Genomic DNA, 13,151 nt, shown 5'->3' with positions numbered 1-13,151 from the left:
TAAACTCGACTTAAAAGTATCTTCTGGTTTTTGACCAACAACATTGTTAACAGAAGAAATTAATGCAGTACGTCCACCATTAACTTGATCTAGCATCCCCTTTAAAAAATATGAGGTTGTTGTCTTGCCCTTAGTTCCAGTAATTGCAATTACATACAAATCGTCTTGTGGAAAACGGAAAAATGCTGCAGATAGCAATGCCATTGCCTTTGAAACGTCGCGAACAATCAGTGCGTGCATCCCTTTGCCTTCTGGATATGGCTGTTCAGCTACATAACAGTTAGCACCATTATCTTTTGCCATTGATAAATAAGTTGGTCTAAAACCGGCACCTTTACAGAAAAACAATGTGTTGGTTTTAATATCACGTGAATCGTATGACACATATTCCATTTTGGTCATAACAGTATCTTGAACTGCGCTCGATTTAAGTAAGTGATGTTCTTTTAATATTAAAATACAGGTATTTAAAGAAATACTCATGCTATACCCCTCTATTTGTTATCTAGTCAAAATTATAACACAGCTAGGCTAGAGATTTTGTATTCTTTGGGTCTAATGGCAAACAAATGATAAAACGTGTCCACTTATCGTCGGATTCACAGCGAATCTTGCCATGGTGCAAGTCGACTATGCTCTTGGTAATAGCTAAGCCAAGTCCAGTTCCACCAGTTTGAGTATTCCGCGAGCCTTCCATACGATAAAAGCGCTCAAAAATTTTCTTTAAAGAGTCCTTTGGAATGCGCTCACCGTTATTTTCTACCCGTAATTCAACCTCATTGTTATTAACTAAATTGGCAATCAAGTTTATTTGGGTAGCACCGGTACCATATTTCAAGGCGTTAGTAATCAAATTGTTGTACACACGCACTAGCTTTTCTGGGTCGGCTTGTATCGTCAAGTCTTTGGGTCTTGTTTCAATATTAAAAACAACTCCCTTTTCATCTGCTTCAAATTCAAAACCGGCTGCTACTTGTTCAAGCATTGAAAAAATATGCAAGGAAGTCAGGTTTAAACTAGTATTAGTAGATTTTAGCGTGGTATATTCAAGCAAATCATGTGCAAGTGACTTCATTTGTTCTGCTTTAGAATACGCAATGTTAAGGTAGCGTTGCTGTTCTTCTGGATCGTCTACACCAGATTTAAGCAAGCCGAGATAACCGATAATTGATGTTAATGGCGTCCTAATATCATGTGAGACGTTGCTAATTAATTCATCTTTTGATTGCTCAATTGCCCTTTCTTCATTAATTGCATTTACAGTACTGTCAACTAAAGAATTGATTGAATCAATTACCTTTTGTAAATCGGTTTTCACTTTAAACGAAATAGTGTGGTCAAAATGACCTTGAGCAATATAGTGCAGCTCTGAAATAACATGGCGCAACTGCATTTGATGATATCGTCTAATTAAACGCCAATATAAGACAATCAAATCGCCGATGCCCATCATGACCAAAAACGTATTTTGCCAGGACCATAGGTGCCGGCCCCCAGCAAACGTGATTGTTTTTTTTAAGAAATAAATACCGTTTACTAAGTTCTTATTTTGCAAAATCGTTAAATTGATCAAAATAACAATGGACAAATTGAGCAATAGGAGAAGCACAATTGTAATCACGCCTTCAGCAAACAGTTCACTTTTTTCCGTAGCTGTTAACTTGACATGTTCTTTATTCATTTTTAGTTAGGCCTCAACCTTATAACCTACACCCCAGACAGTCTGGATAACGTCTTCACCGCCAGTAGCTTTCTGGATTTTATCACGCAAGTGCGAAACGTGGACCATTACTGTCTTGGCCGAGACAATAGATTCCTGTTGCCATACTCGTTCGAAAATTTCGTCGGCAGAAAAAACACGATTTGGGTGACTAGCAAGTAAATACAAAATGCCAAATTCCAAGGCTGTTAACTGAATATCCTTGCCATCAATTGTTTTTACTTCGTGTGAATCACGGTTAATAACTAGAGGGCCGATTTCCAAAACATCCGGTTCATCATCCTTAACTTGTTTTTGACTCCGACGTAAAAGTGAACGTACCCGAGCCATTACTTCAAGCGGATTAAATGGCTTTGAAACGTAGTCATCAGCACCAGTAATTAGGCCTTGAATTTTATCCATGTCGCCGGTTTTAGCTGACACAATAATAATTGGAATATCAGAGTCCTTTCGAACTTCTTTAATTACATCAATTCCGCTCATACTTGGCATCATTACGTCCAAAATCATTAACGAAATATCAGGTGTAGTAGTTAATTTAGTGATAGCTTCTTTACCACTATATGCTATAACCGGAGTATAACCTTCATTCTTTAGATAAATACTCAATAATTCAACAATTTCTTTATCGTCATCGACTACTAAAATTTTCATAGGGCTTTGTCCCTTCTTTTTATTTATTAATTATTGTGAATAATCTCTACCACTTATAGTGTAGCAGACTCTATAATTCATATTTTAGCTAATTTTGTTACAATCACCTAACATTCACACATAACTTATCTTTTTGTTAAAAAAGCCGGGCACTTGGTCCAACTTTTAGCTAAAATCATTTATTCCATTTAAGTATTCAATTACCCATTGCCGGTCAAGAAAGCCAATAAATTTACCATCATGATCCTGAACCGCAACTTTTTCGGCATTACATAAAAGGCTGAGTACTTTAGCCAACTTTTCGTCAGCGCTAATTGTTGGAAGCTGGTCGCTTTCTTGTCCATAATCTTCAGCCAGTCTATTGAACAGGATTGCTTGTCTTACAGGCGTTTCGTAGATATCCTTACCCAAGCTGCCACGGAAAAAGTCTTGGACGAATTGATTAGCCGGATGACGCAAGATTTCATTGGGCTCGCCCACTTGAAGCAGCTCACCATCTTTCATGATTCCAATTCGATCTGCTATTTTAAGTGCCTCGCTCATATCATGGGTGACAAAAACAATTGTGTTATGTAGATTTTCATGCAGGTCGACAACTAAGTCTTGTAAATTAGTTCGAGATAATGGATCAAGCGCACTAAACGGTTCGTCCATTAAAACAATTGGCGGCTGAGAAGCAATCGCACGTAAAATACCTATTCGTTGCTGCTCTCCGCCAGATAGTTCACTAGGATAGCGAGAAGAATAGCTTTTAGGATCAAGTCCAACTTCGGTTAACAATTGCTCAGTTTTCTTTTGCTGCTTCTTATCCTTGCGCCGACATTCGCCCTTAATTTCTGGAATTAGTGAGATGTTTTGAGCAACGGTCATATTCGGAAATAATGCAATTTGTTGTAAAACATAACCAATATTCCAGCGCAATTTCTGTAAATCATATGAAGTAGTTGGTTGCTCATTTACCAGTACTTGTCCGGTCGTAGGGTCTTCCAATCGGTTAATCATCTTAATTGATGTTGTTTTACCACTACCTGAATTTCCAACTAAGACGAACAATTCACCCTGCTTAATTTCGAGATTAAGGTCATTAATTACTAACTTATCGGCAAAAGATTTTTTTACATGATCAAATTTTATTGCTGTCGTCATCTTAATTCTCCTTAATCAAATGATGCTTAACCAAGTATTGGTGTGCAACTTTGCCAGGATCAACGTTTTTTACGTTAACTTCATAGTTCATTTCCTGCATTTCTTTTTCAGTAATCTTACCGGCAAGCTTATTTAGACTTTGAACAATCTTTGGATGTTTATTGGCAAAATCTATGCTCATTAAAGGCGCACCCTGATAAATAGGAAAATTATGTTTATCATCCCGCAGAATGCTCAAGTGGTATTGCCGGAGCTCACTATCAGTAGAATAGGCATCAACAATATTTACCTTGTTTTGTTGAATTGCTTGGTAACGTAGTGCTGGTTCCATTGACTTAACAGGAAAGTCAATATCATAACGCTTTTTAATTCCTTTGAAACCATCACCACGATCAATGAATTCCATGGTCATTCCACCCTTTAATTGAGACTGAATTGGTGCTAAATCGCTTATTTTATGCAGATGATGCTTGTTCATAAATGAAGTTTTTACTGCTAACGCATACGTATTGTCGTACACCATTGGCTTTAGCAAAGCTAACTTGTCTTGCTGTTTCATTAATTGCCGAGCTTTTTGATAAGTTTGCTGTTCGTCAAGCCCGGAAGTTGAAATTGGCTTTTTAGCAAAAGTCTCTAAGATTGTTCCGGTAAATTCTGGATAAATATCAATTTTATTATTTTTAAGTGCACTATATAAAAAAGTAGTCTTACCAAAATTCGGCTTCAAAGCAACTTTAACGTGTGCATCACCATCTTCAATTAATTCCTTATACATATTAATCAAGATTTCTGGCTCTGAGCCAAGTTTACCTGCAATAGTAATTGTTTCCGTGCGATTTTCAACAGCCTGATAAATACCTGAGCCTGCTAGGAAAAACAGACAAACTGCCAAAACGCCTAGAGCCTTTTTCACAGACGCATGCTCAAGCCATTTAATTAGAGCGCTCAAGCAGATTGCCAGTGCACCTGAACAAACCGCACCAATAATAATCAAAGCAGTATTATTGCGATCAATTCCCAGTAAAATAAAACTACCTAGACCACCTGCACCAATTAATGCAGCCATTGTCGCAGTTCCAACAATTAACACCAGTGCAGTTCGAATACCAGAAATAATTGTTGGTAAAGCTAGCGGTATCTCAACCTTGCATAACTTCTGCATCCTTGACATGCCGAAGGCATTTGCAGCTTCTTCTAATGCCGGATCAATTCCAGTTAGGCCGATATAAGTGTTTTGAAAAATTGGCAGTAACGCGTAGACAACAAGTGCAATTACTGCTGGAACAGTGCCAATTCCAACAAGTGGAATTAATAATCCCAAAAGAGCTAGCGAAGGAATCGTTTGTAAAATACTAGTCACCTGTAAGAGAAATTCCGCCGCCTTTTTGTGCTTCGTTGCCCAAAAAGCAAGCGGCATGGCAATTATCATCGCCAACAATAGCGAAACAAGCGAAATTTGTAAGTGCTGTATGAGTGCTACCCACAAATCGCCCCTGCGTTCGCTCAGAATTTGAAGTATTTGGTTCATCACTAATTTCCTTTTATTAATACCACATGCATGCTAATGCTGAATATAGTATTTTTAACCTATCATTATAATTTTATCTTTGTATAATGATAACACAAACAAGTGTTCTAAGCCAAACATCTGCTTTACGGTATTTCCTTTATTTGAGCGCTTTTTATGAGCATACAAAAAATCCCAACCTCTTCTAATAAGAGATTAGGATTTCTTAATTTAAGACTATTCGATTTCCTTTTTACCAGTATATAACTCGTAGTAATAGCCTCTTTCTTTCAATAGTTCTTGGTGATTACCAGCTTCAATAATGTGACCATGGTGGAGAACCAGAATCAAGTCAGAGTTAACAATTGTCGATAACCGGTGGGCAATTACAAAACTAGTTCGTCCAGCCAACAGGTTATCCATTCCTGCTTGAACAAGTTTCTCAGTTTGAGTATCAATACTTGAAGTTGCTTCATCCAGAATCATTACTGGCTCATCAGCAATCATTGCTCGTGCAATACTTAGTAACTGCATTTGGCCTTGAGAAAGGTCTCCACCATTACCATCAATTACAGTCTTATAACCTTCATCTAGATTATGGATGAATTCATCAGCATGCGATAAATGCGCTGCTTGGTATACATCATCATCACTTGCTTCCATATTACCAAATCTGATGTTATCCATTACAGTTCCGGTAAACAGGTGAGTTTCCTGCAAAACAATTGATAATGAATGACGCAAATCATCCTTCTTAATTCTGCTAATTGGAATGCCATCGTAGGTAATTGTTCCTGAATTAATTTCATAGAACCGATTAATCATGTTGGAAATAGTTGTTTTACCCGCACCAGTTTCACCAACAAGTGCAACTTTCATTCCTGGCTTTGCATCAAGAGAAATGTTATACAAAATTTGTTTATTTGGTGAGTAGCCAAAGTTAACACTGTCAAATACAATGTGACCTTTGACAGTTACTTGCTTAACAGATCCATCTTTCTGAGGAACATTCCAGTGCCATGCACCCTTAACGTCGCGGTCCTTAGTGATAGTTACATCACCATCATCAGTTTCAACCGGTTCATCTTCCAAATCAAAAATTCGTTTAGCACCAGCCAAAGCCATTACGATTGAGTTTAACTGTTGCGAAATTTGTGCAATTGGCATTGAGAACTGTTTTGCTAGCTGCAAGAAGGCACCAATCACACCCAATGAAATTGGTGCGAGGTGGTTAAGTGAAACGGCACCACCAATAACTGCAATTAAAACATAAAGTAAGTTACCCATGTTACCCATAATGGGGAACAAGACAGTAGCGTATGTATTTGCCTTACCAGCTGCATTTTCTAGGGCATGGTTGTAAGTTTCAAACTCCTCTTCAACTTCTGGCTCATGACTGAAGACCTTGATAACTTTCAGTCCATTAAGCATTTCTTCGTTATAGCCGTTAACTTGCCCAAGTTCTTTTTGTTGCAATTGGAAGTAGTGCGATGAACGAGAAGTTAGGAAACGCACAATTCCTAGTGAAAGCACAAACATCACTAAAGTGAAAATTGTTAACTGCCAACTTAAAGTAAACATTGCCACTAAAGCGAAGACAATGTTTAAAGTTGAGTTCATAAATTGCGGAATTGACTGGGAGATCATTTGCATTAATGTATCAATATCGTTTGTATAACGACTCATGATATCGCCATAGTCATTTTCATCAAAATATGAAATTGGCAATTTTTCCATGTGCTCAAACATTTCATTACGTACCCGATACTGAACCTTTTGAGCTAAAACAGCCATTAAGACGGCAAACAAGTAACTAGAAATAAAACCAATTGCATAAAAACCAAACATCACCACAATTGCTTGCCAAAGTGGACCAAAATTTGGATGTGCTTGTTTTGTTAGAGGAATAATATAAACATTAATTAACCGTTCAATAAATAGTGATCCGATTATGTTAGCCCCTGCCGACAAAATAATGGCGATGATAGATGTAATAAGCATCCAAGGACTAGTATTTGCGATTAACTTCAATAATCTAAATAAGGTAGTAGTTCGCTGCCCCTTCATTTCTGCATTTTTATTTGTCACTGCTTTATCCAAATTCATCACCTACTTCTTTTGTTCTTCTTGGAATTTAGCAATTGAGCTATACAGATCGTTACGCTTCATCAATTCATCATGGTTACCAATGTCTTGAATGTTACCATCATCCATTACGATAATTCGATCTGCATCCTTAATTGAAACAATTCGTTGGGAAATGATAATTTTAGTCGTATCAGGCATTTCTTGTGCTAGCGATTCACGAATTTCACGTTCCGTTTGTGTGTCAACTGCCGAAGTCGAGTCGTCCAAAATTAAAATCTTTGGTTTCTTCAAAAGTGCTCTGGCAATAGTAATTCTTTGCTTTTGACCACCAGAAACGTTGTTCCCGCCTTGTTCAACCATTGTGTCGTATTTATCAGGCATTTCTTGAATAAAGTCATCTGCATGGGCAATCTTTGAAGCAGCTAAAATTTGCTCGTCAGTTGCATTCTCATTTCCCCATTTCAGATTGTCCTTAATTGTGCCAGAGAATAACACGTTATTTTGCAAAACAACCGCAACATTATCACGTAAAGTCTTTAAGTCGTAAGATTTAACGTTATGTCCAGAAACACGAACTGCGCCCGAATCAGTATCATATAGACGCGGAATCATTGAAACTAAAGTTGACTTTGATGAACCGGTCTTACCAATGATACCCAATGTTTCTCCAGGTTTGATTTTTAAATTTATATCGCGTAAAGCGAAATTTCTGTCATCTGGATTGTACTTAAAGTTAACGTGATCAAAGATGACTTCACCATTAGTTACTTCTTTTAATGGTTTAAGTGGATTTTCAATGGATGGCTTTTCATTAATTACTTCGGCAATTCTTCGACCACTAGCTGCTGAAACTACCAGTTGGGTAAAGATCATTGCTAAAATATTCAGACTGTTTAAAACAGAGTTTGAATATGAGAACATTGAAATCAATTGACCAGCTTGCAAAGTACCACCAACGATTTCCTTTGCACCAAACCAACAAATTGCTAAGTTTGAAATATTTAAAACAGCTATCACAACCATTGAGTTAAGTGACATGATTTTTTGTGCAGTTGAAAATAGCTTATAAATAAAGCCAGACGACTTCTTAAACTTAGTCGTTTGCTCGTCTTCTTGAACATACGTCTTAACTTCACGAATACCACGGATGTTTTCACGAACCACCTGGTTCATTTGATCGTAACCTCTAAAAATTTTAGGGAAATATGGATTAGCACTTTTAATAATGAGCGCCATGATAATCACGAAAACGGGAGCAATAATGACAAAGATTAATGACAATCTAGGACTGATAATTACAGACATAATGATTGAAACAATCAACATCATTGGTGCTCTAACAGCAATTCTAATCAGCATTTGATATGCCATTTGAATGTTATTAACATCTGTCGTCATTCTAGTGACAAGACTAGAACTAGAAAACTTATCAATGTTTTCAAACGAAAAGTCCTGGACGTGGTAAAACATATCTTTTCGCAGATTAGCAGCAAAACCTGCTGCAGCGTGAGCGGAGAAATAGCTCGCACCTGCACCTAAAACAAGTGACACAATTGTAATCACGAACAACAGTAAGCCTGTTTTCATTATATATGGCATGTTACCCTTCATGATTCCATTATCAATTAAAATACCAACTAGATATGGTATTAGCATTTCAATGATAACCTCACAAATAACAAAAAGTGGGGACAGCAAAGATTGCTTCTTATACTGCCTAATTGATTTACGCAGTGTATTAATCATTAAGTACCTCTTTCTATCCACGGGAAAATAGCTATTTCTCGGAGTGTAAATTTAATTTAAAAGGATAAATAGACTTAAAAATCTATTTATCCTTGTAAATATATAGTTATTTAATTATAGACCTTTTTTTTACAAAAAGCACCTACTTGTTTGTTGTCGCCGGATTAAAAACTGAACCAATTATCTGGAAATGACGCCGGAATACCCAACGAATTCCGTATGCTGCAACTGCAATAATAATGTTAGCTATTCCAGGCAAAACAGGGTTAATAACTCTTAATGCTGGAATTGCTAATACCCAGAAGCAGGCGAAGAGGACTGCCAACATCAGGACAAAGCCCCAAATCAGTTTTGACCAAGGAATTTTTCTGTTTTTCCCAGCTGAAGGCAAGACCCACTCATTATACTTGGTCATGAAGACACCCATTACACCACCTACAAGAACTAGTGACAAAATCCCCATTTGTGAATTATTCTTCGAGTTTGGTGTAAAGAGTGCAATAACACCGAAAATACCAACAAACAAAGCGATATATAAGAGAGCACTATCTATTGCATATTGCCAAAACGGGATATCAGCTGCTGTCTTTTTCTTTGGCTTCAACATATCAGTTGCTTTGAGCTTGGGTGCCATGCCATAGAAAGTAGATGCTGGTTGACCATGACGTTGAGCAACAACCAAGTCAGCCAATAAATCATCAACGCGTTTATTTGCATCTTCAGTGCTCATTTTGCCTTGAGTTTCTAATTCTTTTTGCAAGCGATAAATGTAATCAGAGTTTTTATTACTCAACTGCTGACGCAGTTGCTCTGGATTCATTTCCTTCACTTCGTCGTCTTTATTTTGAATCTCAACTTTTTCTTTCAGCTTTTCTTGCTTACTCGTGTCTATTTTTACTTCTTCAGTTTTCTTTTCAGCCATTATCTTTTCCTAAACATTAAATCTAAATTCAATAATGTCGCCGTCTTCGACTTCGTAATCTTTTCCTTCAAGGCGCAACTTGCCTGCTTCTTTAACCTTTTGCATTGTTTCATATTTGTCCAAGTCAGCAAATGAAACAACTTCAGCACGGATAAAGCCACGTTCAAAGTCTGAGTGAATTACACCAGCAACTTGTGGGGCTTTCATACCTTCATGGAAAGTCCACGCACGTGTTTCTGGTCCACCAGCTGTGAAGAATGTTCTAAGTCCTAAGATATGATATGCTGCTCTGATTAAACGGTCTAGTCCTGACTCACTGACACCTTCAGCCTCTAAAAATTCAGCTTTTTCATCATCATCAAGTCCAGCTATTTCTTCTTCAGTAGCAGCCGAAATTCCTAAGCACTCAGCATTTTCACTTTCTGCATGCTTTTTAACGATTTGGAAGTATTGATCACTTTCTGGATCGGCCATAGAGTCTTCAGCAATATTGGCAACATAGATAACTGGCTTAGCTGTCAATAGGAACAAGCCTTTAACAATTTTTTGCTCTTCTTCATTAAAACTGATTGAGCGTACGGCCTTGCCTTCTTCTAAAACCGGCTTAATTTTTTCCAAAACATCAAGTTCAGCTTTAGCTTCCTTATCTTTTTGTTGTGCAAGCTTCTTTACCTTGTCAATTCTACGGTTAACTGCATCCAAATCGGAAATTGCCAATTCCAAGTTAATGGTATTGATATCCTCTTCTGGATCCACCTTACCAGTTACAGAGGTAATGTTGTCATCTTCAAAGGCACGTACTACATGAACAATCGCATCTGTTTGACGAATGTTTTCTAAGAACTTGTTACCAAGCCCTTCACCTTTTGACGCACCCTTAACCAAACCTGCAATATCAGTAAATTCAAAAGTTGTGTGAACAATTTTTTTCGCAGGTACTAATTCCTGAATTCGTGCCAAACGCTTATCAGGTACTTCGACCATCCCTACGTTTGGTTCAATCGTGGCGAATGGGTAGTTAGCCATTTCGGCCCCCGCCTTAGTAATTGCGTTAAATAAGGTTGACTTCCCAACATTTGGCAATCCAACAATACCAGCAGTTAATGACATCTTTATCCTCTTCTTTTTACTTCTAAATTAATTATTATCTTGATTAAAATTTGGTTGGGCAATATTTTCCTTTGGTACAAAGAATTCGTTTTTCTTATTTACAGGATCATTTGCCTTAGTCATAACTTTTTTAAGATTGTGTTCAAACTTTGATCTCGGCATCATCACAATATGACCACAGCCCATGCACTTCAGACGAATGTCTGCGCCCAAACGCAAAATTTCCCACTCATTTACTTTGCAGGCGTGCGGTTTTTTCATTAAAACTGTATCTGCTAAGTTATAACTGATTGTCTTACTCATCAAGATCAACACCCAAGATATCGAGAATTCTGTTCAGCTCATCAACTGAGGAGAATTCAATTGATAAACGACCGTTACCTTTTTTGCTTTCGGAAATATTAACTTTGGAACCCAATTTATCAGATAATTGGTGCTCACTTTCTCGAATAAAGGCTGATTTTTTGGTCATCTTCTTATGAGGCTTCTTTGCGTTAAGACTAGCTACAAGGGCTTCTACCTTACGAACAGGCATCCCCTCTTTAACTACTTGCTTGGCAACCTCATCAATTTTATCTTTGTTCTTTAGCCCTAGTAGTGTTCTAGCCTGACCCATTGAAAGGTCACCATGCTGCAGAAGGTGCTTAGTTTTGCTAGGCAAAGTAAGTAAACGCAGGTAGTTGGCAATATATGGACGTGATTTGCCCATTCGTTTTGAAACTTCTTCCTGTGTTAAGCCCAAGTTCTTTTGTAGCATTTCATAGGCTTGAGCTTCTTCTAGCGGTGTCAAATCTTCACGTTGTAAGTTTTCAAGAACAGCCACTTCCATCATTTGGCTTTCGGTGAATTCACGTACAATCGCTGGGACTGTTGTTTTCTTGGCTAACTTGGAAGCACGGAAACGGCGCTCACCAGCAATAATCTCATAACCATTAACAGACTTACGAACAATAATTGGTTGAAAAACGCCATTTTCCTTAATTGAATCCGATAGTTCTTTCAGAGTTTTATCGTCAAAGCTCTTACGTGGTTGATAAGGATTGGGTCTAATATCACCAAGATCAAGGTCCTTGATTTCTTCTTCAGTTTCTTCAATCTGTGGCTCATCTTCAAATAGCGCTTCAATCCCGCGGCCAAGACCGCCTTTTCGCTTCATTTCTTTATTTTTTGATTCTCTTTCCATGATTCTTCAACACCTCCTTAGCTAAATCATCGTATACCTTGGCACCTCTTGAATTAGGTGCGTATTCTGTAATTGCTTCGCCGTAGCTTGGAGCTTCTGCTAGTTTAGTTATTCGGGGAATAATAGTTTTATAAACCTTATCTGTGAAATAGGACTTAACTTCTTTAACAACTTCTGCGCCCAAATTAGTACGTGCATCCAGCATGGTCAGCAACACACCCTCAACACCTAAGTCCTTATTGAAGTGCTTTTGAACTAGGCGAATAGTATTAAGCAATTGGCTTAATCCTTCCATTGCATAGTACTCACTTTGAACTGGAATTAAAATTGAGTTTGAAGCTGTAAAGGCATTAATTGATAATTGTCCTAAAGAAGGTGGACAATCAATAAAAATGAAATCATAATCGCCACTAACTGTATCAAGCGCTGACTTAAGCCTTGTTTCTCGTGCCATCATGCTGATTAGTTCAGTTTCTGCTCCTGAAAGATTAATGGTGGCTGGTACTAAATCCAGCTTATCAGTTGAAGTATGGAAAATTGTGTCTTTGAGTGGAACATCGTTAATCAACACACTGTAAATATCTTGATCAATTTCCGATTTTTCAATTCCTAAGCCAGAAGTTGCATTCCCCTGTGGATCAATATCGACAATTAAAACGCGGTAGCCACGTTCTGCAATCGAAGCCGCCAAATTAATCGTGGTAGTGGTTTTACCAACGCCACCCTTTTGGTTAGCAACCGAAATTACACTTACCATATTTTCCATGTGCAACCTACTTTCTCTTTAATTCAATCGTAATCATATAATCATCAGGATCATTGTTTTCCTTGACTTTAACTTTGATGCCAGATTCTTTAGCTAACTTAACTGCACGCTTAATTGTGTTAATTTGAACCTGCATGTCCTTAGGTATTCGATTAACAGCGCGCTTTGTTTTTTCCGCCTTGTCCTGTTCTTTTTTATTTTCAAAGTAGCCATCAACGTCTTTGACAATTTTTTCTGTATCACTAACATTAAGATTATTGTCCAAGATTTCATCTAAAACACGCCCTTGATCTTTTTGGCTTAAGCCTA

Annotated in this window: 11 protein-coding genes and 2 pseudogenes; all 13 read right to left on the bottom strand. The window is 37.6% G+C overall.

What is annotated here, in order from left to right; genetic code table 11:
- Positions 1–483 (bottom strand): annotated as a pseudogene (locus tag CRG87_RS06820) (Mur ligase family protein); the annotation flags it as partial.
- Between the two features lie 43 nt (positions 484–526).
- Positions 527–1,681 (bottom strand): sensor histidine kinase, encoded by a 1,155-nt coding sequence (locus tag CRG87_RS06815; protein WP_074426012.1) that lies wholly within the window; start codon positions 1,679–1,681, stop codon positions 527–529.
- Between the two features lie 6 nt (positions 1,682–1,687).
- Entirely contained in the window at positions 1,688–2,374 is a 687-nt protein-coding gene (locus tag CRG87_RS06810; RefSeq protein ID WP_046305986.1) for a response regulator transcription factor, read from the bottom strand.
- A 165-nt stretch (positions 2,375–2,539) separates the two neighbouring features.
- Complete coding sequence (locus CRG87_RS06805) at positions 2,540–3,520, bottom strand: ABC transporter ATP-binding protein (protein ID WP_074426013.1); 981 nt, start codon at positions 3,518–3,520, stop codon at positions 2,540–2,542.
- Position 3,521: 1 nt separating this feature from the next.
- Positions 3,522–5,048, bottom strand: a complete 1,527-nt coding sequence (locus tag CRG87_RS06800; RefSeq protein ID WP_074426014.1) for an ABC transporter permease/substrate-binding protein — start codon at positions 5,046–5,048, stop codon at positions 3,522–3,524.
- A gap of 216 nt (positions 5,049–5,264) precedes the next feature.
- Entirely contained in the window at positions 5,265–7,133 is a 1,869-nt protein-coding gene (locus tag CRG87_RS06795) for an ABC transporter ATP-binding protein (RefSeq protein WP_101138710.1), read from the bottom strand.
- 3 nt (positions 7,134–7,136) lie between these two features.
- Complete coding sequence (locus CRG87_RS06790) at positions 7,137–8,861, bottom strand: ABC transporter ATP-binding protein (protein WP_074426015.1); 1,725 nt, start codon at positions 8,859–8,861, stop codon at positions 7,137–7,139.
- A 142-nt stretch (positions 8,862–9,003) separates the two neighbouring features.
- Complete coding sequence (locus CRG87_RS06785; RefSeq protein ID WP_074426016.1) at positions 9,004–9,783, bottom strand: DUF1129 family protein; 780 nt, start codon at positions 9,781–9,783, stop codon at positions 9,004–9,006.
- Positions 9,784–9,792: 9 nt separating this feature from the next.
- Entirely contained in the window at positions 9,793–10,893 is a 1,101-nt protein-coding gene (gene ychF / locus CRG87_RS06780) for a redox-regulated ATPase YchF (RefSeq protein ID WP_074426017.1), read from the bottom strand.
- A 27-nt stretch (positions 10,894–10,920) separates the two neighbouring features.
- Positions 10,921–11,196: a DUF951 domain-containing protein gene (locus CRG87_RS06775; RefSeq protein WP_074426018.1), complete on the bottom strand. Its 276-nt coding sequence runs from the start codon at positions 11,194–11,196 to the stop codon at positions 10,921–10,923.
- Positions 11,189–12,076: a ParB/RepB/Spo0J family partition protein gene (locus CRG87_RS06770; protein WP_074426019.1), complete on the bottom strand. Its 888-nt coding sequence runs from the start codon at positions 12,074–12,076 to the stop codon at positions 11,189–11,191. Before CRG87_RS06770 ends, CRG87_RS06775 begins: the two co-directional genes overlap by 8 nt.
- The gene (locus tag CRG87_RS06765) at positions 12,054–12,833 is read right to left on the bottom strand and encodes a ParA family protein (protein WP_046306204.1); all 780 of its coding nucleotides are present in this window, start codon (positions 12,831–12,833) and stop codon (positions 12,054–12,056) included. Before CRG87_RS06765 ends, CRG87_RS06770 begins: the two co-directional genes overlap by 23 nt.
- Before the next feature lie 16 nt (positions 12,834–12,849).
- Positions 12,850–13,151, bottom strand: a pseudogene (locus CRG87_RS06760) (nucleoid occlusion protein); the annotation flags it as partial.

The organism is Lactobacillus apis (assembly GCF_002837055.1).
Classification (GTDB): domain Bacteria; phylum Bacillota; class Bacilli; order Lactobacillales; family Lactobacillaceae; genus Lactobacillus; species Lactobacillus apis.
Note: the sequence above shows the minus strand (reverse complement) of the source record. Positions and strands in the feature narration are given on the sequence as shown.

Coding starts and splice junctions, on each gene's coding strand:
- CRG87_RS06815 (WP_074426012.1), bottom strand. CDS start 1,681: ATGAATAAAGAACATGTCAAGTTAACAGCTACGGAAAAAAGTGAACTG.
- CRG87_RS06810 (WP_046305986.1), bottom strand. CDS start 2,374: ATGAAAATTTTAGTAGTCGATGACGATAAAGAAATTGTTGAATTATTG.
- CRG87_RS06805 (WP_074426013.1), bottom strand. CDS start 3,520: ATGACGACAGCAATAAAATTTGATCATGTAAAAAAATCTTTTGCCGAT.
- CRG87_RS06800 (WP_074426014.1), bottom strand. CDS start 5,048: ATGAACCAAATACTTCAAATTCTGAGCGAACGCAGGGGCGATTTGTGG.
- CRG87_RS06795 (WP_101138710.1), bottom strand. CDS start 7,133: ATGAATTTGGATAAAGCAGTGACAAATAAAAATGCAGAAATGAAGGGG.
- CRG87_RS06790 (WP_074426015.1), bottom strand. CDS start 8,861: ATGATTAATACACTGCGTAAATCAATTAGGCAGTATAAGAAGCAATCT.
- CRG87_RS06785 (WP_074426016.1), bottom strand. CDS start 9,783: ATGGCTGAAAAGAAAACTGAAGAAGTAAAAATAGACACGAGTAAGCAA.
- ychF (WP_074426017.1), bottom strand. CDS start 10,893: ATGTCATTAACTGCTGGTATTGTTGGATTGCCAAATGTTGGGAAGTCA.
- CRG87_RS06775 (WP_074426018.1), bottom strand. CDS start 11,196: ATGAGTAAGACAATCAGTTATAACTTAGCAGATACAGTTTTAATGAAA.
- CRG87_RS06770 (WP_074426019.1), bottom strand. CDS start 12,076: ATGGAAAGAGAATCAAAAAATAAAGAAATGAAGCGAAAAGGCGGTCTT.
- CRG87_RS06765 (WP_046306204.1), bottom strand. CDS start 12,833: ATGGTAAGTGTAATTTCGGTTGCTAACCAAAAGGGTGGCGTTGGTAAA.